This window comes from Nonomuraea marmarensis (assembly GCF_043197025.1).
Taxonomy (GTDB): Bacteria; Actinomycetota; Actinomycetes; order Streptosporangiales; family Streptosporangiaceae; genus Nonomuraea; species Nonomuraea marmarensis.
Map to the genome: position 1 here is coordinate 109,662 of NZ_JBICRM010000005.1, position 20,461 is coordinate 130,122.

The 20,461-nt window shown below is 69.7% G+C and carries 19 protein-coding genes; 14 read left to right on the forward strand and 5 right to left on the reverse strand.

Going from position 1 to position 20,461, the window contains the following annotated elements; genetic code table 11:
- Positions 1-23 precede the first annotated feature (23 nt).
- Positions 24-2,645, forward strand: coding sequence for a phosphoenolpyruvate carboxylase (locus tag ACFLIM_RS09840; RefSeq protein WP_393164147.1), 2,622 nt, complete (start codon positions 24-26; stop codon positions 2,643-2,645).
- A 13-nt stretch (positions 2,646-2,658) separates the two neighbouring features.
- Here ACFLIM_RS09840 and fdhD read toward each other — a convergent pair whose 3' ends face one another.
- Positions 2,659-3,498, reverse strand: a complete 840-nt coding sequence (fdhD, locus tag ACFLIM_RS09845; RefSeq protein WP_393164148.1) for a formate dehydrogenase accessory sulfurtransferase FdhD — start codon at positions 3,496-3,498, stop codon at positions 2,659-2,661.
- Between the two features lie 115 nt (positions 3,499-3,613).
- Here fdhD and ACFLIM_RS09850 point away from each other — a divergent pair, with 115 nt between their 5' ends.
- The 7 genes from ACFLIM_RS09850 to bfr all read left to right on the forward strand — a co-directional run bounded on the left by ACFLIM_RS09850 (position 3,614) and on the right by bfr (position 8,508).
- Positions 3,614-4,435 carry a biotin--[acetyl-CoA-carboxylase] ligase gene (locus ACFLIM_RS09850; protein WP_393164149.1) on the forward strand — a complete coding sequence of 274 codons (822 nt, stop codon included), beginning with the start codon at positions 3,614-3,616 and terminating at the stop codon, positions 4,433-4,435.
- 69 nt (positions 4,436-4,504) lie between these two features.
- Positions 4,505-5,011: a PH domain-containing protein gene (locus ACFLIM_RS09855; RefSeq protein ID WP_393164150.1), complete on the forward strand. Its 507-nt coding sequence runs from the start codon at positions 4,505-4,507 to the stop codon at positions 5,009-5,011.
- A 15-nt stretch (positions 5,012-5,026) separates the two neighbouring features.
- The gene (locus ACFLIM_RS09860; protein ID WP_393164151.1) at positions 5,027-5,992 is read left to right on the forward strand and encodes an adenylate/guanylate cyclase domain-containing protein; all 966 of its coding nucleotides are present in this window, start codon (positions 5,027-5,029) and stop codon (positions 5,990-5,992) included.
- Between the two features lie 15 nt (positions 5,993-6,007).
- The gene (locus ACFLIM_RS09865; protein ID WP_393164152.1) at positions 6,008-7,096 is read left to right on the forward strand and encodes an S-(hydroxymethyl)mycothiol dehydrogenase; all 1,089 of its coding nucleotides are present in this window, start codon (positions 6,008-6,010) and stop codon (positions 7,094-7,096) included.
- Positions 7,093-7,713, forward strand: coding sequence for an MBL fold metallo-hydrolase (locus ACFLIM_RS09870; protein WP_393164153.1), 621 nt, complete (start codon positions 7,093-7,095; stop codon positions 7,711-7,713). The genes ACFLIM_RS09865 and ACFLIM_RS09870 overlap by 4 nt, the downstream gene beginning before the upstream one ends.
- Positions 7,714-7,811: 98 nt before the next feature.
- Positions 7,812-7,988: a (2Fe-2S)-binding protein gene (locus ACFLIM_RS09875; RefSeq protein ID WP_393164154.1), complete on the forward strand. Its 177-nt coding sequence runs from the start codon at positions 7,812-7,814 to the stop codon at positions 7,986-7,988.
- A gap of 37 nt (positions 7,989-8,025) precedes the next feature.
- Positions 8,026-8,508, forward strand: coding sequence for a bacterioferritin (gene bfr / locus ACFLIM_RS09880; RefSeq protein ID WP_393164155.1), 483 nt, complete (start codon positions 8,026-8,028; stop codon positions 8,506-8,508).
- Between the two features lie 60 nt (positions 8,509-8,568).
- Here bfr and ACFLIM_RS09885 read toward each other — a convergent pair whose 3' ends face one another.
- Positions 8,569-11,865, reverse strand: a complete 3,297-nt coding sequence (locus ACFLIM_RS09885) for a glycosyl hydrolase family 95 catalytic domain-containing protein (protein WP_393164156.1) — start codon at positions 11,863-11,865, stop codon at positions 8,569-8,571.
- Positions 11,866-12,232: 367 nt separating this feature from the next.
- Here ACFLIM_RS09885 and ACFLIM_RS09890 point away from each other — a divergent pair, with 367 nt between their 5' ends.
- A complete protein-coding gene (locus tag ACFLIM_RS09890; RefSeq protein ID WP_043620820.1) occupies positions 12,233-12,901 on the forward strand; it encodes a response regulator transcription factor in 669 nt (222 codons plus the stop codon).
- Positions 12,902-12,904: 3 nt separating this feature from the next.
- On the forward strand, positions 12,905-14,185 hold the full coding sequence (locus ACFLIM_RS09895) for an ATP-binding protein (RefSeq protein WP_393164157.1): 1,281 nt from the start codon (positions 12,905-12,907) through the stop codon (positions 14,183-14,185).
- Here the strand turns inward: ACFLIM_RS09895 and ACFLIM_RS09900 are convergent.
- Entirely contained in the window at positions 14,169-14,648 is a 480-nt protein-coding gene (locus ACFLIM_RS09900) for a GtrA family protein (RefSeq protein ID WP_393164158.1), read from the reverse strand. The two genes, ACFLIM_RS09895 and ACFLIM_RS09900, sit on opposite strands and share 17 nt — an antisense overlap.
- Before the next feature lie 275 nt (positions 14,649-14,923).
- Between ACFLIM_RS09900 and ACFLIM_RS09905 the strand changes: the two genes are divergently transcribed.
- The 3 genes from ACFLIM_RS09905 to ACFLIM_RS09915 are packed head-to-tail and all read left to right on the forward strand — an operon-like array spanning position 14,924 to position 17,491.
- Positions 14,924-16,072: a 5-(carboxyamino)imidazole ribonucleotide synthase gene (locus ACFLIM_RS09905; RefSeq protein ID WP_393164159.1), complete on the forward strand. Its 1,149-nt coding sequence runs from the start codon at positions 14,924-14,926 to the stop codon at positions 16,070-16,072.
- A gap of 44 nt (positions 16,073-16,116) precedes the next feature.
- Complete coding sequence (purE, locus tag ACFLIM_RS09910) at positions 16,117-16,593, forward strand: 5-(carboxyamino)imidazole ribonucleotide mutase (RefSeq protein ID WP_393164424.1); 477 nt, start codon at positions 16,117-16,119, stop codon at positions 16,591-16,593.
- 19 nt (positions 16,594-16,612) lie between these two features.
- Positions 16,613-17,491: a GNAT family N-acetyltransferase gene (locus ACFLIM_RS09915; RefSeq protein ID WP_393164160.1), complete on the forward strand. Its 879-nt coding sequence runs from the start codon at positions 16,613-16,615 to the stop codon at positions 17,489-17,491.
- A gap of 13 nt (positions 17,492-17,504) precedes the next feature.
- On the opposite strand, the gene ACFLIM_RS09920 is transcribed toward ACFLIM_RS09915, so the two are convergent.
- Positions 17,505-18,818 carry a UDP-glucose dehydrogenase family protein gene (locus tag ACFLIM_RS09920; RefSeq protein WP_393164161.1) on the reverse strand — a complete coding sequence of 438 codons (1,314 nt, stop codon included), beginning with the start codon at positions 18,816-18,818 and terminating at the stop codon, positions 17,505-17,507.
- 125 nt (positions 18,819-18,943) lie between these two features.
- Between ACFLIM_RS09920 and ACFLIM_RS09925 the strand changes: the two genes are divergently transcribed.
- Complete coding sequence (locus ACFLIM_RS09925) at positions 18,944-20,107, forward strand: acyl-CoA dehydrogenase family protein (protein WP_393164162.1); 1,164 nt, start codon at positions 18,944-18,946, stop codon at positions 20,105-20,107.
- Positions 20,108-20,225: 118 nt separating this feature from the next.
- Here ACFLIM_RS09925 and ACFLIM_RS09930 read toward each other — a convergent pair whose 3' ends face one another.
- Positions 20,226-20,390: a hypothetical protein gene (locus ACFLIM_RS09930; RefSeq protein ID WP_393164163.1), complete on the reverse strand. Its 165-nt coding sequence runs from the start codon at positions 20,388-20,390 to the stop codon at positions 20,226-20,228.
- Positions 20,391-20,461: the final 71 nt, after the last annotated feature.

Consider the following 20,461-nt stretch of genomic DNA (forward strand, 5'->3'; position numbering starts at 1 on the left):
TGGCGAGTCGATATCTTCGAAGCATGATTGACCAGGGGCTCCAACGCCGCAGCGCGGCCGTGACCGAGATGCCGGATGAGTTGCGCCACGATGTGCGACTCCTCGGCCGGCTGCTCGGCCAGGTGCTAGCCGAGCAGGGCGGCGAGGATCTGCTGGCCGACGTCGAACGGCTGCGCAAGGCCGTCATCGCGGCGCGCAGGGGCGAGATCTCGGCCGACGAGATCACCGCCATCGTCGCCGGTTGGGACATCGAGCGGGCGGTGCAGGTCGCGCGCGCGTTCACGTGCTACTTCCACCTGGCCAACCTGGCCGAGGAGCACTACCGCATCCGCACGCTGCGCGAACGGGACGCCGAGGGCCGGGTGCAGCGCGAGTCGCTGGCGCAGGCCGTACAAGAGCTGGGGCATGAGCGGGTCACCGAGCTGCTGGCGGGTCTGGAACTGCACCCCGTGCTCACCGCGCACCCCACGGAGGCGCGCAGGCGCGCGGTCGTCACCGCCATCCAGCGGGTCAGCGGCCAGCTGACCGAGTACAACACCCCGGGCCGCGGCGCCTCCGAGCGCGCCGAGAACAAGCGGCGCATGCTGGAGGAGATCGACCTGCTGTGGCGCACGGCCCAGCTGCGCTCGACCAAGCTCGACCCGCTCGACGAGGTGCGCACGGCCATGGCCGCCTTCGACGAGACGTTGTTCCGCATGGTGCCCCAGGTCTACCGCTCGCTGGACGCGGCGCTCGACGAGCGCACCGGCACCCGGCCGCCGCAGGCCAGGCCCTTCATCAGGTACGGGAGCTGGATCGGCGGCGACCGCGACGGCAACCCCAACGTCACCTCCAGGGTCACCCGCGAGACCATCCAGATCCAGTCCGAGCACGTGCTGACCGCCCTGGAGACGGCCTGCACGCGCATCGGCCGCACGCTCACCGCGTCCGCCCAACTCGCCCCCTGCTCGCCCGCGCTGAAGGTGGCGCTGGCCACGGCCGTGGACTCCTATCCCGAGGTGGTCTCCGAGCTGGCCACCCGTTCGCCGCGCGAGCCGCACCGGCAGTGGCTGCTGTTCGTGGCCGCGCGCATCGCCGCCACCCACCGGCGCGACCTCGACCTCGCCTACCGCTCGCCCGTCGAGCTGCTCGCCGACCTCCGCCTGGTCCAGGAGTCGCTGGCCGCCTCCGCGCCGCGGCAGGCGTTCGGGGAGGTGCAGCACCTCATCTGGCAGGTCGAGACGTTCGGCTTCCACCTGGCCGAGCTGGAGGTACGCCAGCACTCCCAGGTCCACGCCGCGGCCCTGGAGGAGCTGCGGGCCGGCGGCGGGTTGTCGGAGCGCACCGAGGAGGTCCTGGCCACGATCCGGGTGATCGGCTGGATCCAGGAGCGGTTCGGCGTCACGGCCTGCTCCCGCTACGTGGTCTCGTTCACCCGCTCGGCCGACGACGTCGCGGCCGTCTATGAGCTGGCCAGGCACGCCCTCGGCGATCGGGCGCCGGCGCTTGACGTGGTGCCGCTGTTCGAGTCGGGCCAGGACCTGGCGAACTCGCCGCGCGTACTGACCGGGATGCTGGACATCCCGCAGGTGCGGCAGCGCCTGGCGGACACCGGCCGGCGCATGGAGATCATGCTCGGCTACTCCGACTCGGCCAAGGAGCTCGGCCCCGCCGCCGCGACCCTGCGGCTCTACGAGGCGCAGGAGGAGCTGACCGCCTGGGCGGCCAAGCACGACGTGAAGCTGCGCATGTTCCACGGCCGCGGCGGCGCGCTGGGCCGCGGCGGCGGCCCGGCCAACCGCGCGGTGCTGGCCCAGGCCCCCGGCTCGGTGGCGGGCCGCTTCAAGGTCACCGAACAGGGCGAGGTCATCTTCGCCCGCTACGGCCACATCGCGATCGCCCGCCGTCACCTGGAGCAGGTGGCCAACGCCGTGCTGCTGGCCTCCTCGCCCGCGGTCGGCGACCGTACGGCGGCCGCGGCCGAGCGGTTCCGCGGCCTGGCAGAGCAGGTGGCCACGGCCTCGGAGCAGGCGTACCGCGCGTTGACCGAGGCGCCGGGCTTCCCGGAGTGGTTCGGGCTGGTCAGCCCGCTGGAGGAGATCGGCACATTGCGCCTGGGCTCCCGCCCGGCCCGCCGCGGCCTGGGCGCGCCCCGCTCCCTCGACGACCTGCGTGCGATCCCGTGGGTGTTCGCCTGGGCCCAGACCCGGGTCAACCTCCCCGGCTGGTACGGCCTCGGCACCGGCCTGGCCGCGGTCGGCTCCCTGGACGAGCTGCGCGCCGCCTACGTGGAGTGGCCGCTGTTCAACGCGATGCTGGACAACGCCGAGATGTCGCTGGCCAAGACCGACCGCTCGATCGCCAAGCGCTACCTGGCCCTGGGCGGCAGGGAGGACTTCGCCCGGCAGGTGCTGGAGGAGTACGACCGGACCCGCGAACTGGTGCTGCAGGTCACGGGCCACACGCGCCTGCTGGAGAACCGCAAGGTGCTCTCGCGAGCCGTCCAGCTCCGCGACCCCTACGTGGACGCCCTGTCACACCTGCAGCTCAGGGCGCTGCGCGCGCTGCGCACGGAGAAGCCGTCGGACCAGGAGCGCGAACGGCTGTCCACGCTCCTGCTGCTGTCGGTCAACGGCGTGGCCGCGGGCCTGCAGAACACCGGCTGAGCTGGCGGCGGCGCTAAGACACGATCCGCTCCGCGCCCGCGTAGACGTTGCAGCGCTCGCCGCGCAGGAACCCCACCAGCGTCAGTCCGAACTCCCTGGCCAGCTCCACCGCCAGCGACGACGGCGCCGACACCGCGCACACCACCGGGATGCCGGCCGCCAGCGCCTTCTGCATGATCTCGTAGCTGGCCCGCCCGCTGACCATGAGCACGTGCTCGGCCAGCGGCAGCCGCTCGGTCAGCGAGGCCCAGCCCACCAGCTTGTCCACGGCGTTGTGCCGGCCCACGTCCTCGCGCAGCGCCACCAGCATGCCGGTCGTCGAGAACAACCCCGCGGCATGCAGCCCACCCGTCTTCCCGAACACCCCCTGTGCCCCGCGCAACGCGTCCGGCAGCGCGTACAGGAGCTCGGGGGTGAGCTGCAGCAGGCCCTCGGGGACGGGCGCGCAGCGGTCGCGCAGCACGTCGAGGCTGGCCGAGCCGCAGACGCCGCACGCGCTGGAGGTGAGGAAGTGCCGGTCGAGGGCGGGCAGGTCGGGGATGGGGCCGTGCAGGTGCACCGTCACCGTGTTGTAGCGGGCCTCGGGCGGGAGGTCCTCGTCGGTGCAGTACGCGATCGCGGCGATCTCCCCCGGCCCGGCCAGGCCCTCGCCGTGCAGGAATCCGGCGGTCAGCTCGAAGTCGTGTCCCGGGGTGCGCATGGTGATGGCCACGGTCCTGCGCGTGCCGTCGGGCGCGGTGAGGCGGATCTCCAGCGGCTCCTCCGTGGCCAGGTCGTCGCGGCGATCCCTGGCGACGGAGCCGGTGATCTCCCTGATCCTGGTACGGGTGGTGGGCCCCGGCCGCGCCTTCACAACGGCCGCACAGTGACGAGGGCGCTGGTCAGGTAGGGGTTCGAACGCTTGCTCACCATTCCATCTTCCCCCTCCCGGACAGTGGGAAGCGCCGGCCGTCAGCCAAGATAGAGGGATGCCCGACTCGCGCTACTCCGACCTCGACCGCCCGCCCCTTTCCGCGGCGGCGCTCAACCACGCCCTGGTCCGTCCCGGCTCCCTGTGGACAGGCGTCACCGTCGTCGACAGCACCGGCTCGACCAACGCCGATCTGGCCGAGGCCGCTCACGAGGGAGCCCCGGAGGGCACGGTGCTGGTGGCAGAGGCGCAGCTCGCGGGCCGCGGCCGGCTGGGCCGCGGCTGGTCGGCGCCGCCCCGCTCGGGCCTGACGTTCTCCATCCTGCTCAGGCCTGAGGTGCCGGTCGCCGCCCAGGGCTGGTTGTCGCTCCTGTACGGCGTCGCCGCCGCCACGGCCGTCCGCCGCCTGGCAGAGGTGGACGTACGCCTCAAATGGCCCAACGACCTGCTGATCGGCGAACGCAAGCTGGCTGGCGTGCTGGCCGAGCGAGCCGACGACGCCGTCGTCATCGGCATGGGCCTGAACGTGTCGCTCAGGCAGGAGGAGCTCCCGGTAGAGACGGCCACGTCGCTGGGCATCGAGCAGGCGGCGTGCGTCGACCGGGACCCGCTGCTCAGGGCCGTGCTGAGGGAGGTCGAGCGGCACTACCGCGACTGGTCGGACGCCGGAGGAGACGCGGAGGCGTCGGGGTTGCGCGCGGCGTACCTGGCGTCCAGCGCCACGATCGGGCGGCAGGTCCGGGTGGAGTTGCCGGGGCAGCAGTCGCTGACGGGGCGGGCGACGGGCGTCGACGGGTCCGGGCACCTCCAGGTGGAGGCCGCGGGGGAGCGCTACACGCTCAGCGCCGGGGACGTGGTGCACGTCCGTACGGCGGATTAGCGTTCGGTGGGTTGTGCGCATTATGTCGTCGGCGTAGCCGCCGGGCCGCGATGGTGGCACGATTTGCCCATGACTCTTCCCGACCATCATCTGACGCAGGGTGAGCAACGCGTCCGATCCTTCCACCCCCACTGGAAGCGGCTCGTCGTTCCCTTCATCGCGCTGGTCCTCATCGCCGCCGCCACCGGCGCGGCGCTGTACTTCATCCCGGGCGACTGGGGGCCCTACGCCAAGATCGCCGTCGTCGTCATCGCTCTTGTCCTGCTGACGATCTGGTCGTTCGTGCCCTACCTGCGGTGGAAGAACACCGGCTACGTGCTCACCACCCACCGCTTCACGATCAGCACGGGCGTGCTCAACAAGTCGACCGACGAGATCCCGATCACCAAGGTCAACACGGTCAGCTCCGACCAGACGTTCTTCGAGCGCCTGCTCGGCTGCGGCACGCTGACCGTCGAGTCCGCCGCTGACAGAGGGGAGATCGTGCTGCGCGACATCCCCAGGATCCAGGACGTCCGCACCGAGCTGTTCAGGCTGGTCGAGGACGCCTCGGACGGCGAGGTCGACGGCCACTGACGTAGCCTCCTTCGCGTGAGCGAACCCCGTCCCGGCCGGCCGACCGCCGAGGAGATCGAGCGGCTGCTCCTCGGCCTGCCGCCGCGTTTCACCAGGGAGCAGGTGGCGGCCAAGGCCGGCGTGCCGCAGGAGCTGGCCGAGCGCATCTGGCGCGCGCTCGGCTTCGCGCAGCGCGCCGACGAGGCCGTGGCCTTCACCGACGCCGACGTCGACGCGCTGCGCCGGGTACGCGGGATGCTCGACCGCGGCCTGCTCGACGAGCAGACAGTCGTCCGGATGGCCCGCGCGCTCGGCCAGACCACGGCCAGGCTGGCGCAGTGGCAGGCCGAGATCATGATCGGCACGCTGCTGCCGCAGGAGCCGTCCGAGGGCGACCTGGCCCGGGTGCTCGACACGGCGCAGGGCCTGATGCCCGACTTCGAGCACGTGCTGATCCATGTCTGGCGGGCCCAGCTCGCCGCCGCCGGCACGCGGCTGCTGGCCATGGCGGACGTCAACGACGAGCTCGTGCCGACCCGCGTGTCGATGGCGGTGGGGTTCGCGGATCTGGTGTCGTTCACCCGGCGGTCCCGCGAGCTCGACGAGAAGGCGCTGGCGGACCTGGTCGAAGGGTTCGAGTCGCGGGCCTCCGACGTGGTGGCCTCGCACGGCGCCCGGCTGGTCAAGACGCTGGGCGACGAGGTGCTGTTCACCGCGCCGACCGCGGACCAGGCGGCGGCGATCGCGCTGGAGCTGGTGGAGACGGACGAACTGCGCATCGGCCTGGCGTACGGGCCGGTGGTGCCGCTGATGGGCGACGTCTTCGGCACCACCGTCAACCTGGCCGCCCGGCTCACCGCCATCGCCAGGCCGGGCACCGTCCTGGTCGACTCCGTGCTCGCCGAGGAACTGGAGGGGTTCGTGCTGCACAAGATCAGGCGGCGCCCGGCCAGAGGGCTCGGCGTGGTCCAGCCCTATGTCTTGCGGAGATCATCCTCCTGACACAAGATGGCTGCCATGCCGTACGAAGTGCAGGGCGTCATCGCCCGAGCCAAGGGCCAGGAAGTTTCCCTCGAGACAGTCGTCGTTCCCGACCCCGGGCCGGGCGAGGCGGTCGTGAACGTGCAGGCCTGCGGGGTCTGCCACACCGACCTGCACTATCGGGAGGGCGGGATCAACGACGACTTCCCGTTCCTGCTCGGGCACGAGGCGGCGGGCGTCGTCGAGGCGGTCGGCTCGGGCGTCACCGGCCTGGAGCCCGGCGACTTCGTGATCCTCAACTGGCGCGCGGTGTGCGGCCAGTGCCGTGCGTGCCTGCGCGGCCGCCCGTGGTACTGCTTCGCCACCCACAACGCCACGCAGAAGATGACGCTCGCGGACGGCACCGAGTTGTCACCGGCGCTGGGCATCGGCGCGTTCCTGGACAAGACGCTGGTCGCGGCCGGCCAGTGCACCAAGGTCTCGGCCGAGGCGCCCGCCCAGGTGGCGGGCTTGCTCGGGTGCGGCGTCATGGCCGGCCTCGGCGCCGCCATCAACACCGGCGGCGTGACGCGCGGCGACAGTGTGGCCGTCATCGGCTGCGGCGGCGTCGGCGACGCGGCCATCCTCGGCTCGTCCCTGGCCGGCGCCGCGAAGATCATCGCGGTGGACGTGGACGACCGGAAACTCGCCTGGGCCCGCGACTTCGGCGCCACCCACACGATCAACTCCCGGGAAAACGACCCGGTCGAGGCGATTCGCGACCTGACCGGCGGTTTCGGCGCAGACGTGGTCATCGAGGCGGTGGGCCGACCGGAGACGTACAAACAGGCTTTTTATGCTCGTGACCTGGCCGGGACGGTGGTCCTGGTCGGCGTGCCGACGCCGGAGATGACGCTGGAGCTCCCGCTCCTGGACGTGTTCGGGCGCGGCGGCGCGCTCAAATCCTCCTGGTACGGCGACTGCCTGCCCTCCCGCGACTTCCCGATGCTGATCGACCTGTTCCTGCAGAACCGGTTGCCGCTGGACAAGTTCGTGTCGGAGACGATCGGGCTCGGGCAGGTCGAGGAGGCGTTCGCGAAGATGCACCGTGGCGAGGTGTTGCGCTCGGTGGTGGTCTTCTCATGATCGACCGGATCATCACCTCGGGGACGTTCTCGCTGGACGGAGGCACCTGGGCGGTCGACAACAACATCTGGCTGGTCGGCGACGCCCGCGAGGTGGTCGTCATCGACGCCGCACACGACGCCGCCGCCATCGCCGAGCGGGTGGGCGGGCGCACGGTTAGGGCCATCGTCTGCACGCACGCGCACAACGACCACATCAACGCCGCCCGCGACCTCGCCGGCCAGACGGGGGCGCCGATCCGGCTGCACCCCGCCGACCAGGTGTTGTGGGAGCAGCAGTACGGGGACGCGGTGGCGTACGAGCCGCTGACCGACGGCGAGAAGATCGCGGTCGGCGGGATCACCCTGGAGATCCTGCACACGCCGGGCCACTCCCCGGGGGCGGTCTGCGTGTACGCGCCGGACCTCGGGGCCTTGTTCAGCGGCGACACCCTGTTCAAGGGCGGTCCTGGGGCGACCGGCCGCTCGTACAGCTCGTTCGATACGATCATCGACTCGATCAGGAGCCGCCTGCTGACGCTGCCCGCGGAGACCGTCGTGCACACCGGGCACGGCGAGTCGACCTCGATCGGCGCGGAGGCCCCGCACCTGGAGGAGTGGATCGCCCGCGGCCACTGACGACACGCTGTGACCCAGCTAACGTAGGCAAGCCTTACCAAATGAGCTATCTTAGGTGTGCCTTACCTACCCTTCGCTCGCGAGAGGCCTGTCCCCGGATGTACGTATGCATTTGTCGTGCTGTGACCGAGAATGAGGTGCACGACTGCATCGCCTCCGGGGCCACGAGTGCGAAGCAGGTCCGCGACACCACCGGTGCTGGTGGGGACTGTGCCCGTTGTGTACAGAAGATCTGTGCGATCCTGAAAAGGTCTGAGGAACTGACGACCGCATAGCCGGATAGCAACGGATAGCAGAACGAAGGGCCCGTTCATGCAGGGCGACAAGCAGATCATCGAACTGCTCAACGAGCAGCTGACCGCGGAGCTCACCGCGATCAACCAATATTTCCTGCACGCCAAAATGCAGGAAAACTGGGGATACACCAAACTCGCCGAGCACACCCGCGAAGAGTCGATCGACGAGATGCGCCACGCCGAGCGCCTGACCGATCGCATCCTCTTCCTGGAAGGCCTGCCCAACTACCAGCGCCTGGGCACCCTGCACATCGGCCAGACCGTCGAGGAGCAGCTGAAGGCGGACCTGGAGGTGGAGGTGTCGGTGGTGCAGCGGTTGCGGCCGGGGATCGCGCTCATGCGCGAGAAGGGCGACATCACCTCGGCCCGCATCTTCGAGGAGATCCTCGAGGACGAGGAAGAGCACATCGACTATCTGGAAACGGAGCTCGGCCTCATCCGCAGCCTCGGCGAGCAGCTCTACCTGGCCCGCTACGCCGAACCCCCGTCAGCCGACTGACGGCAGTGGCGCCGCCCATAACGAGCGGCGCCACGTCATGCGCACGTCAGAAGACCTGCGTCAGAAGACCAAGGACTGCCAGGAGCCCGCCTCGGCCTGGGACAGGGCGCGCGGCCAGATGGCCATCCGGTCCACCGCGCCCGTCAGCCGCTGCCCGCCGCCCTGGTCGGCGGCGAACCGGAGCGGCCGGGTGGCGCACCCGACGATGCCGTCGGCGGAGACGGTGCCGCCACCGGCCCGAACTCCGTCCACATAGACCGTGACCGCCCCGGTCCGGGCAAGGGTGATCACCAGGCTGAGGTAGCGCCCGGTGGGCAGGATCGCGTCCGTGGTGACGTTCTGACCGGCGCCGATGAACCGGAGCCTGTTGTCCGGCGTGACATCCATGAGCACCCCGTCGGTGCCCGGATTCCCGCTGGGCTGGAAGTCGAACAGCCGCCGATACCCGCTCCCGCCGAGCTTCACCTCGGCCGCGAACGTGGCCTCGGGCAGGTAGCCGAGCGTCGTGTCCGCGGTGGACAGGTACGTCGAGCCGTCCAGCACCAGCCCGCTACCGGTTGGCGCCCCGGTGTCGTAAGCGGCAGTCCCCACAACACCCGCAGTCCGCCCATTCCCGGAGGAATCGGCAACGGAGGCGCCCGCGGCCGGATCCCAGGCGACCAGCGCCTTGCCGGCCGGAGGAATCGCGCAGGGCGACAACCCGACCGTGACCGACCCCGCCGACCGCCACGAGTCCGCCGACAGCACCGCCGTCACCCGCGCCGTACGACTCCCGTCGGCCGGCCCGGCGGTCACCGTGAAGGTCTCGGAGTGCGTACGCCCCGCCGGGACGGCAGGCACCCGTACCGAGGCCGGCACCCCGCTCCACCCCTTGGGCAGATCGAGGGCAAGCGTCCCGGCGGGCACGGCCCGCGTCCCCCGAGCGGCCACCGTGGCCTCGACCTCGACCGATTCCCCCGCACCCACACCAGCGGGCGCCTTGACCGACACGGCGACCTCGTTGACGATCGTGTACGACTTCCCGGCCCGGGCACTCCAGCTCAACGTGTCCCCGGAGCGCCGCGGGCCGACTTCGTGCCCCTGCTCGTCGTAGACCCGGTATCGCCCGGCGACGGCCGCCGCCCGTACCTTGATCGGCCCGGTGCGCCCCGCGTGCAGCGTGATCTTCTCGGCGGCGCCGTCGCGCCAGGAGACGTCCACCGTCACGTCACCCCGGGCCCGCAACCCGCTCACCGACCCGGTCCGCCAGGCGGACGGAAGCGCCGGCAACACGTGGATCCCGTCGTGCTGACTCTGCACCAGCATTTCCGAAATGCCAGCAGAAGCCCCGAAATTTCCGTCGATTTGGAATGGCGGGTGCGTGTCCCACAGGTTCTCCAGCGTGGAGAACTTGAGCTGCTCGCTCAGCATCTTGTGCGCGTGATCACCGTCGAGCAGCCGCGCCCAGAAATTGATTTTCCAGGCCTTGCTCCACCCGGTCCCACCGTCGCCCCGCGCGTTCAGCGAGACCTTGGCCGCCTCGCCCTCAGGGCTCCCCGCGACGATCTGGCTCCCGGGGTGCAACCCGAACAGATGAGACACGTGCCGGTGCGTGTTCTTCGGATCGTCCCAGTCGGCCTTCCACTCCTGGAGTTGCCCCCAGGACCCGATCCGCAGCCCGGGATCCAGCTTGCCCAGCGCGTCCCGCACCCGAGCGCGGAAGTCGGCATCGACCTTCAGCACGTCCGCGGCCTCGGCCACGTTCGTGAACAGGTCCCAGACGATCTGCTGCGACATCGACGCCCCGGCGGAGAAATCCCCCTGCTCGGGCGAGTAACTCGGCGAGACGACCAGCTTCCCGTCACGAGGATCGGTGTGCAGCGTGTCCAGCCAGAACTCCGCCGCCCCCTTCATCACCGGATAGGCGGTCTCGCGCAGATAGCCGGTGTCACCACTGAACCGGTAGTGGTCGTACAACTGCTGCGTGAGCCACGCCGCCGCCTCGGGGAACCAGAACGACGTGGCCCAGTCGTGCACCCCGGTGAACCCGAACGGGTTCGTCTCGTTGTGCACCAGCCACCCGTCCGCCCCGAACATCTCCCGCGCCGTCTTCTCACCCGGCGCCACCATCGCCTTGACGTAGTCGTCGTACGGTTGCGTCGTCTCGGCCAGGTTCGTCTGGTCGGCCAGCCAGTAGTTCATCTGCAGGTTGATGTTGACGTGGTAGTCCGCCGACCACGGGGGACTGGTGGAGTTGTTCCACACCCCCTGCAGATTCGCGGGCAACGACCCGGCCCGCGAGGACGCGATGAGCAGATAGCGCCCGTAGGCGAAGAACATCGCCTCAAGGGCCCGATCATCGGCGGAATCGCCTCCGGTGTACGCCGCCCGCAGCCGATCCGTCGGAACCGAAGGCGCCTTCTGCCCGAGATCCAGCTTCACCCGGTCGAACAGCCGCCGGTAGTCGTCCTGGTGCGCCCGCTTGAGCGCGTCGTACCCCTGCCCCACCGCCTTGTCCACGGCGGCGGTGACGGCCGCGTGCGGATCAACTCCCCGATAAGTCGGATAACGATCGGCATAGTCGGTCCCGGCGGACAGGACGAACACCGCGCTGTCGGCCCCGGTGACCGTGATCCGGTCGGCTCCGTCCGTACGGGTGCCGCCCTGCGTGACCACCTGCACCTGGGCCTCGAACTTCATCCCGTTGTCCGCGAGCGCCCCCCGGATCGTCAGCCGCCCACCCGACACGCTGACCTGCTTGTCGTTACGCGGCGAGGACGTGCGCAGGGTGAACGACACCTTGCCCGCCTGGTCGGCGGAAATCCGCCCGGCGATCACGTTCCCGGGGTAACCGGCGAAGTACTCGCGTGCGTACCGCACGCCCCCGGCCTCGTATCCGACCCGCGCGACGGCCTCCCGCAGGCTCAGCTCCCGCCGATACCCGCTAGGAGACCCGGCCTGCTGGGCCATGTCCAGCCAGAGGTCGCCGAAGGTCTGGTACGCCCCGAACCCCGACTTCGGCTGCCCCAGCTTGGCCGCCACCGCCTCCGGGGTCATCTTGCCGTCGCGGTCGAGCTGCTGCTGCACCTCGGAGATCGCGTCCGGCCGCGGGGAGGTCCAGTTGCCGAAGTTGTATCCCTGCCGCGACCCGGGCCCCCCCGTCCACAAGGTCTTCTCGTTGAACTGGATCTGCTCGGTGCCCGTCCCGCCGAACACCATCGCGCCCAGCGCCCCGTTCCCGATCGGCAGCGCCTGGGTCTCCCAGTCGGTGGCGGGTTTGTCGTACCAGAGCGTCAGGTCATCGGGTGTATCGGCCATGGTCGTCGTGCTGGGGGAGGCGGCCTGGGCGGTGCCGGAGGTCGCGGGTACGGCTGCCATAAGGGCTAACGTTAACAAGGCGGTGAGGCTTGATCGAACCTTGGAGGGTGGCTTCACGACAGTGCTCCGATCATAGGGCGTCGGAACAACGAAATATCACTGAAATGTCATGGCAACAAGCCCCGACCCCCGAGGGCTCGCACCCCCGGTGGGTCGGTGGGGTCGGCCTGCGCTCCACAGGGTGTCGGCCGGCGCGTGGGACAATGGCTTTCGGGCGCGTACTGGATTCTTCGGCGGCAATCGCGGTAATTTAATCCCGACTAACCGATGTTTAGCCGAGTTTGCCCAGGTCAATGGATAGGTCAACGACGAGTCAAACCGCGCGCTGTGCCCGGGAAACGATCGCCTAAGGTCCTACGATCGCTTTATGACCTGCGTACTTCTCGCCGAGGATGACACCTCGATTTCCGAGCCACTCGCGCGTGCGCTACGCCGCGAGGGCTATCAGGTCGAGGTGAGCCCCGACGGCCCGCAAGCCCTGGAAAGGGCGCTGTCGGGCGGCATCGACCTAATCGTTCTTGACCTGGGCCTCCCTGAAATGGACGGCCTCGAGGTTGCTCGCCGGATCCGGGCCGAGGGCCACGGAACTCCGGTTCTGATACTCACCGCGCGTGTCGACGAGGTCGACACGGTCGTCGGGCTCGACGCGGGCGCCGACGACTACGTGACGAAACCGTTCAGGCTGGCGGAACTGCTGGCCCGGGTACGCGCCCTACTGCGCCGTGGCACGTCCGAGACGCCTGTCGTCCAGGGTGTGCGCATCGACGCCGACTCCCGCCGCGCCTGGATGGGGGAGAAGGAGCTGCATCTGACCACGAAGGAGTTCGACCTGCTACGGGTCCTGGTCCGGGACGCGGGCAAGGTTGTCACCCGCGAGCAGATCATGCGGGAGGTGTGGGACACCAACTGGTGGGGTTCCACCAAGACACTTGACATGCACATCTCCTGGCTCCGCCGCAAGCTCGGCGATGACGCCGCCAAGCCCAGATACATCACGACCGTCCGGGGAGTCGGCTTCAGGTTCGAACGCGAGTAGGAGATGCGCCGCCGACTGCTCTCCTCCACCCTGGTCGTCGCGGTCATCGCGGTCCTGCTGCTGGGGGTCCCCCTAGGCGTCGTCGTCAGCCGTCTGATCGTGGATGAGGCGGCTCAGGAACTCGGGGCGGAAGCCAAACGCCTCGTGGGGGAGGTCGAGTATGCCCGCGTACAGGAGACCCCGCTCGACCCCCAGCAACTGGAGCAGAAGTACCCGGGGCGGTACATCCAGATCTGGGAACGCGGTACCCCCCTGAGGGTGACCGTGGTCGGCGCCGCTCCGCCGTCCGGTCACCTGATGACCGAGGACGCTTCGACCAACACCGGCGTCTATGTCCGGATAAGTCGTGACCGTGATCAGGTCGAGCAGGATGTCCGGGCTCGCTTGCTGCTCATCGTGGCCCTGGCCGTCGCCGCCCTGGCGGTGGCCGTGAGCCTGGCAGTCGTGCAGTCACGCCGCTTGACGCTGCCCCTGCTGGACCTGGCGAAGATCGCCGAGCGGCTCGGCTCCGGCGACGCGCGGCCGAGTAAACACCGTTACGGCATCCCCGAGCTCGACCGGGTGGCCCAGGTGCTCGACCGCAGTGCCACCCGCATCTCCGACCTGCTCACCCGCGAACGCGAGTTCGCCACCGACGCCTCCCACCAGCTCCGGACCCCGCTGACGGGTCTCACCATGCGCCTGGAGGAGATCGTGGCCTCCGCGGACGAGCCGGAGGTCGTACGCGAGGAGGGGGAAGCGGCGATCGTGCAGGCGGAGCGGCTCACCGCCGTGATCGACGAGTTGCTGGCCGCAGCCCGCCGCCAGCGGCACGCCCAGGCCGAGCCGGTCGCCATCGACGAGGTGCTCATCCAGCAGATCACGGAGTGGGAGCCGGTCTTCCGGGACGCCGGGCGTACCCTGCAGCTCGACGGTGCCCGCGGGCTGAAGGCGCTGGCCACCACCGGCGGGTTCGGCCAGGTGATCGCCTCCCTGCTGGAGAACTCCCTGCGCCACGGCGGCGGCGCCGTCACCGTCACCACCACCAGTGGCGACAACTACGTGGTGACCGAGGTCTCCGACGAGGGCCCGGGAATCGCCGACGAGCTGGCACCCAAGATCTTCGAGCGGAACGTCAGCGGCGCCGGCGGCACCGGCCTCGGCCTGACGCTCGCCCGCGCGCTGGCCGCCGCCGACGGCGGCAGGCTGGAGCTGGTACGACGCCGTCCCGCGACGTTCGCCGTCTTCCTGCGCCCCGCGGAGGACAACGGCGGCAGGGGCCGGGCGGTCAGCGGTCCTGCCTGACCCCGGTCTCCGGCAGCTCGACCGGAATGGGCTCGGTGGCCTCCAGGAACACCCACTTCTTGTACGACCAGTAGCGGAACAGCGTGCCGAGCCCGACGCCGACGATGTTGGCGATGTTCAGGCTGAGGAGGTCGTGCAGGTGGAGGGTGTACTTGGTGAAGCCGATCGTCAGCATCCCGAACAACAGCGCGATGCCGTTGAGCAGGAAGAACAGGAAGTATTCGCGCCTCAGCCCGCTCTGGTCCCGATGACGGAACGTCCAGAACCGGTTGCCCACGTACGCGAACGTCGCCGAGATCGTCGTCGCGACCACCTTGGACGTGAGCGGACCCCACTCCAGCCAGAGGCAGAGGTTGTAGATGCCGGTGTCGATGACGAAGGCGACGGCCCCGATGCTGCCGAACTTGGCCAGCTCATGGACCAAGGACTCGAACCGCTGATAGAGGCGCCTAACGAAATCCACGTCTCTGCTCGGTCCCTTCCGTAGTCGAGCTGACCACCTCAGCGTACCGGCCACGGTGTAGGCCGGGTGTCACATGAACATACCGTGCAAACATCCTCTAGAAATATCGGCCTATGCCGGGCATTCCCGAGGGGTGGGCATTACGCTGCGTTGCAGGTCGCGGCGAACAGAGCGCTGGACGGCCGTGCCTCGTGAGGCGACCCGGAACGGCCGTCCAGTCCCGCGCGTTGACCGGCGTCGGGGGAAGTCGTTCCGTCCCGGTAAGCTCACCTGGCGTGAGTTCCTTCAGCCCCATCGGACCGGTCGTCGGCATCGTCGGCGCGGGCCAGCTGGCCAGGATGTCCCAGCCGCCCGCCATCGCGCTGGGCGTCGAGCTGCGGGTGCTGGCCAACACCCCGGACGAGAGTGCCGCGCGGGTGATCGTCGACACGCGCCTCGGAGACTACCGCGATCTAGGCGATCTACGCGACTTCGCCAACGGATGCGCCGCGATCACGTTCGACCACGAGCACGTGCCCACCGAGCACATCCGGGCGCTGGCCGCCGACGGCCACGCCGTTCACCCGGGAGCCGACGCGCTCGTGCACGCGCAGGACAAGGCGGTCATGCGCGAGCGGCTGACCGCGATCGGCGTGCCGTGCCCGGCCTGGGCGCGGGTGTCCTCGGCCGAGGACGTCTCCCGCTTCGCGGACGAGCACGGTTGGCCGGTGGTGCTGAAGGCGGTGCGTGGCGGATACGACGGCCGCGGCGTGTGGGTGTGCGAATCCGCCGAGGAGGTCGCGGAGGCCTTTACCGCCGGTGTGGAGGTGCTGGCCGAGGCGTTCGTGCCGTTCGCCCGCGAGCTGGCGGTGCTGGTGGCCCGCTCGCCGCACGGGCAGGGCGTCAGCTACCCGGTCGTCGAGACCGTGCAGCAGGACGGCATCTGCGTCGAGGTGCTCGCGCCCGCCCCCGGTCTGGATCCCGAGGACGCCGCGCAGGCGCAGCGGATCGGCCTGAAGATCGCCCACGAGCTGGGGGTCACCGGGCTGCTGGCGGTGGAGATGTTCGAGACGGCCGACGGGCTGGTGGTCAACGAACTGGCCATGCGGCCGCACAACAGCGGCCACTGGACGATCGAGGGCTCGACGACGTCGCAGTTCGAGCAGCATCTGCGGGCGGTGCTGGACCTGCCGCTCGGCTCGCCCGCGATGACCGCCCCGGTCGTGGTCATGGCCAACCTGCTCGGCGGCGACGACCCCGACCTGTTCAAGCGGTACGAACACGTGTTCGCCCACGACCCGGGCGTCAAGCTGCACTTCTACGGCAAGGAGGTGCGTCCTGGCCGCAAGATCGGCCATGTGACCGCCTTCGGCACGGACCTGGAAGAGGTACGCGCCCGCGCCCGCCACGCCGCCGTCTACCTCACCACCGGGGAGTACGCGTGAGAGAGCGAAGCGAACGAGCCATTGGACGCAGCATCGGCATCGTCATGGGGAGTGACTCCGACTGGCCGGTGATGAAGGCGGCCGCGGAAGCGCTGGCGGAGTTCGGGGTGCCGTTCGAGGCCGACGTCGTGTCGGCGCACCGCATGCCGGTCGAGATGATCGAATACGGCCGCCAGGCCGCCTCCCGCGGCCTCCAGGTAATCATCGCCGGCGCCGGCGGCGCGGCCCACCTGCCGGGCATGCTGGCCTCCGTCACGCCGCTGCCGGTGATCGGGGTGCCGGTGCCGCTGAAACACCTCGACGGGATGGACTCCCTGCTGTCGATCGTCCAGATGCCGGCCGGGGTGCCGGTGGCCACGGTGGCGGTGGGCGGGGCGCGCAACGCGGGGCTGCTGGCCGTACGGATTCTCGCGGCGTCCGACGCCGGGCTGCGGCAGCGTATGGAGGAGTTCCAGGCGCGGCTGAAGGAGCAGGCGCACGCCAAGGGCGAGAAGCTGCGCGCGGAGGCCGCCGAGCTCTGAACCGCGCTAATGTGCGGGCATGGACGACGTGATCACGGGCCATGCCTCCCGGGTACGGGCCGCTGACCCGCTGGTCGCAGGCCAGGACGAGCTACCCCAGGTGGGCGAGGAGCTGGTCGAGGCGCGCGACGCCGTCGGGCTCGCCTCCGTGGACCGGATCGATCCCGCCAGCCTGCGAGCCGCCTGGTCCCCGCTGGTCGTGCACCGCCTCCAGGCCAGGGTCGGCGGCCCTCGCCCCGAGGCCGCGCTCGGCGGGCTCCTCGACCGGTGGCTGGCGGGCCTGCGCGTCGACGCGCCGGGGCAGGCGCTGGCCGTGTCGTGGCCGAGCCGGGACACCGCCCCGGTCAGAGCCCTGGCCGTACGCGGCTTCGCCCCGATCGCGGCGGCCGCCGTCCGCCCGCTCATGGAGCACGCCGTGACGGCTCCCGCCATCCGCCGGGCCACGCGGGATGATCTGGAGACCGTGGCGCGGATGTACGAGCGGTTGGTGGCGTACGACGCGCAGTTCGGCTGGGTGGCCCTGCGGGCGTCGACCGCGGCGCGGGTCCGGGAGTCGGTGGCCGTGGAGGTGCTGCCGCTGGACTGGTGCTGGGTGGCCGAGGTGGGCGGCGACGTGGTGGGCTGCGTCGTCGTCCAGCCGCCCGACCGCTCCACCTGGATGGCCCGGTCGGTGAACGCCGCGCCGGTGGCGTACCTGAGCGTCATGTACGTCGAGCCGTCCGTACGAGGCCAAGGTGTGGGCGCGGCGCTCACCGAGGTGGCGCACAGCCGGGCGGCGGCGCGGGGCGTGCGGTGGATGACACTCCACCACGCGCTCCCGAACCCGCTATCGACCCCGTTCTGGGCCCGCCGGGGCTACCGCCCGCTGATCACCCAGTGGGTCCGCCACCTGCAGTAGTCATGGGCAGTAGTTATGGGCGGCCGAGGGCGCGGTAGTGCCATCCCGCTGACCGCCACAGCTCGGCATTCAGCGCATTACGCCCGTCCACGATGCGCCGGGTGGCGACGACCGCCCCCAGCTCCTCCGGATCGAGCTCCACGAACTCCTGCCACTCCGTGAGCATCAGCACCACATGCGCCCCACGAACCGCCTCAACAGCCGACTCGCCATAGTTCAGCTCGGGATGAGCCTTACGAGCGTTGTCGAGCGCGATCGGGTCGTAGACGGTGACCTGTCCGCCCTGGTGGCCGATGGTGACGGCGACGTCCAGCGCGGGGGAGTCGCGTATGTCGTCCGAGTTCGGCTTGAACGCCGCCCCGAGCACGCCGACCGTACAGCCGTGGAAGGAGCCGCCGGCCAGCTCCCTGGCCAGGTCGACCATGCGGGCGCGGCGCCGCATGTTGATGTCGTCCACCTCGCGCAGGAACGTCAGCGCCTGGTCCGCCCCCAGCTCGCCGGCCCGCGCCATGAAGGCCCTGATGTCCTTGGGCAGGCAGCCGCCCCCGAACCCGAGCCCGGCGTTCAGGTAGCGGCCGCCGATCCTGTCGTCGTACGACAGCGCCTCGGACAGCTGCTTGACGTCGGCGTGTGCGGCCTCGCAGACCTCGGCCATGGCGTTGATGAAAGAGATCTTGGTGGCCAGGAAGGCGTTGGCGGCCGTCTTGACCAGCTCGGAAGTGGCGAAATCGGTCACCACAAACGGAACCTCGCCCAGCGGCTCGTACACCTCGCGCAGCACCTTCTCCGCTCGCTCGGTACGAACACCGAGCACGATGCGATCCGGGTGCAACGTGTCCTGAACGGCGTAGCCCTCGCGCAGGAACTCCGGATTCCAGGCCAGCTCGGCCTCGCCCCCGGCCGGGGAGAGCCGGGCGAGCTGGTCCGCGAGCCGCTCGGCGGTGCCGACGGGCACGGTGGACTTGCCGACCACCAGGCACTCCCGGTCGAGGAGCGGGGCGAGGGACTCGATGGCGTTGTTCATATAGCTGACGTCCGCGGCGTACTCGCCGCGTTTCTGCGGCGTGCCGACGCAGATGAAGTGCACGTCACCGAAGGCGGCGACCTCTTCGTACGAGGTGGTGAAGCGAAGGCGGCCGGATTCGAGCCCGCGGCGGAGCACCGATTCGAGCCCGGGCTCGTGGATCGGGAGCTCACCTGCGTTCAGTCTGCGGATCTTGTCGGCATCGATGTCGAGGCCAAGGACGTCGAATCCGAGATCAGCCATGCAGGCCGCATGGGTGATCCCCAGGTATCCGGTCCCGATCACCGTGAGGCGATATGGCACGAGTGAGCTCCTTTCGATCGCGCAGGCATGCTACCGGCCCTCGCTACCTCCTTCGTGCCACCTGCACCTCTTCGCAAACCGTACCGGCTAGTAGCAAGATGGTTGGACATCCTAGTATCTGACGCATGAGCTTCCCTCTGTACGCGCCCGCTGAAGAGCACGACATGCTCAGGGACACCGTCCGGGCCCTGGCCGACGAGAAGATCGCCCCGCACGCCGCGGAGGCCGACGAGACCGAGGAGTTCTCCTGGGACGTCTACAAGGCGCTCGTGGCGTCGGATCTGCACGCCGTACACGTCCCTGAGCAGTACGGGGGCGCCGGCGCGGACGCTCTGGCCACGGTGATCGTCATCGAGGAGGTGGCCCGCGCCTGCGCGTCGTCCTCCCTGATCCCCGCCGTCAACAAACTGGGCACGGTGCCCCTTCTCCTTTCGGCGTCGGAGGACCTGAAATCCCGATACCTGGCGCCGGTGGCGAGGGGCGAGGCGATGTTCTCGTACGCGCTGTCGGAGCCGGAGGCGGGCTCGGACGCGGCGGCGATGAAAACGCGGGCGGTGGCGGACGGGGACGGTTACGTCCTCAACGGCACCAAAATGTGGATCACCAACGCGGGGGTCTCGGAGTACTACACGGTGATGGCCGTAACGGACCCATCAGCCGGCGCTCGGGGCATCTCGGCCTTCGTCATCGAGAAATCAGACGAGGGCGTCTCGTTCGGCCCCAAAGAAAAGAAACTCGGCATCAAGGGCTCGCCGACCCGCCAGGTGATCCTGGACAACGTACGGATCCCGGCGAACCGCATGATCGGCGCCCCGGGTTCCGGCTTCAAAACAGCCCTGGCGACTCTGGATCACACCAGGATCACCATCGCCGCCCAGGCACTGGGCATCGCCCAGGGGGCCTTGGACTATGCGATCGGCTACGTGAAGCAACGCAAGCAGTTCGGCCGCCCGGTGGCCGATTTCCAGGGCCTGCAGTTCATGCTCGCCGACATGGCCATGAAGCTAGAGGCGGCCAGGCAACTGACGTACCACGCGGCCGCGAAGTCGGAGCGCGCGATGCACGGCGAGCCCCAAAAGAACCTGACGTTCCTGTCGAGCGCCGCGAAGTGCGCGGCATCGGACGCGGCCATGGAAATCACCACGGACGCGGTGCAGTTGCTGGGCGGCTACGGCTACACGAAGGATTTCCCGGTGGAACGCATGATGCGAGACGCCAAGATCACCCAAATCTACGAGGGCACCAACCAGATCCAGCGCATGGTCATGGCCCGACAGTTGCTCAAGTAGGAAATCCAAGGGCCCCCAAACCCCCGGCCCAAAGCCGCTGAGGTCACCATGACGTCTGGTCGTGATGAATCACGCCAAGGTCCCTCCCAATGGAGCACGGAAAGCGGAGCCGGGCTGTTCAGGCCACGGGTTTCATGCCGTGCAGTTCGACCACCTGCGCGACGGCCAGCGCGCAGAGGTGGTGCTGGAAGTCGTCCCAGGCGACGAACACGTTGTGCGCCGTCAGCGCGACAGTCCTGAGGAGCCCAGGCCGATACCGGTCGGCCAGCGCCCGGGCGCTCACCCCCGAGACCGTATTCGAGTACGTCACCGCCAGGCCGCCGGCCGCTCACGTGCCAAGATCGGCGGATGCAC